This is a genomic window from Rothia sp. (in: high G+C Gram-positive bacteria), from assembly GCF_030540545.1.
In the GTDB taxonomy this organism is placed as follows: Bacteria; Actinomycetota; Actinomycetes; order Actinomycetales; family Micrococcaceae; genus Rothia.
This window is the reverse complement of record NZ_JAUNVZ010000132.1, coordinates 1-1,031: the sequence shown is the minus strand read 5'-3', so window position 1 is coordinate 1,031 and position 1,031 is coordinate 1. Positions and strand designations below refer to the sequence as shown.

At 55.6% G+C, this 1,031-nt stretch carries 2 protein-coding genes; one reads left to right on the top strand and one right to left on the bottom strand.

Annotated elements, in window-relative coordinates; translation table 11 throughout:
* Window positions 1-163 (top strand): Txe/YoeB family addiction module toxin (locus Q4P78_RS09435; RefSeq protein WP_303340110.1); only part of this gene is annotated, 163 nt, incomplete at its 5' end.
* 86 nt (window positions 164-249) lie between these two features.
* On the opposite strand, the gene Q4P78_RS09430 is transcribed toward Q4P78_RS09435, so the two are convergent.
* Window positions 250-1,031 (bottom strand): DUF3418 domain-containing protein (locus Q4P78_RS09430; protein WP_303340109.1); only part of this gene is annotated, 782 nt, incomplete at its 5' end.

The following is a 1,031-nucleotide window of genomic DNA, read 5'->3' as shown; positions in this document are numbered from 1 at the left end:
TGTTGAGCGAAACGGTAACGAAGGCATAGGTAAGCCTGAAGCTCTCAGACACCAATTCTCAGGTTGGTGGTCACGCAGAATTACCGATGAACACCGTCTCGTATACAAGCTTACTGACGACTCTATCGTTATAGCTTCATGCCGATATCACTATGGAGCCTAGAAGGGCGTATTGTCACAAGATTCTGAACCTTGTGACAACATGCAATCCTTTTTAAGCACGAAACCCCAGATAGAGCCGCCGACAACCTACCTCTTCACCTGCTCCAGCGCCTCACGCTGAGCCTTGGCGATGCGCTTCTCCGAGACCGTGTACGCCGTACCGAGTTCCTGGGCGAAGAAGCTCACACGCAGCTCCTCAAGCATCCAGTTCACGCGAGCGAGCGCATCGGGAATAAGAGTCCCCTCAGGCAGAGACTTGACGGCGGAATCGTAGGAATCCTCCAAATCCTGCACCGTGAGCATGAGCTGATTATCTCGGTTCAGGTTCGGTCCCAGCTTCGTCAAGCGTATCTGCGCTGCCTTCAGATAGCGCGGCAGGTGAACCAGCTGATCGTACCCGGTATTCGCCACGAATCCGGGGTACACCAGATTATCGAGCTGCCCCTTCACATCTGAGACGGCGTGCATGGTGCTCAGCGAGGTTGCTTTCTTAATGGCTTTGCGCAGCGCCGCCGCCTCTGAGAGGATTTCGGCAACCAGCTTGGTGACCTCAAAGACGGTATCGATCAGCTCGGCGCGCACATGCTCGAACAGGTCACGGTATTCGGCGCGCGTGAACACGGGCGTATGCGGAACTAGCTTGTCGAGCGCGGCAACCGTGCAGTCCCGAATCAGCTCGTCAATCGAGCCGTGCGGGTTCTGCGTGAACACAATCTTCTCTTTATTTGACAGGTGATCGCTCACGTACCGCTCGGGTGAGGGCACTTGCAGCTGCAGAAGACGAATAATACCACGCCGCTGCGAATGTACCTGCTCGGCTTCGGTGGGGAAAATGCGGATGCCCACACTCGTTTTTTCGTCCACCAGCG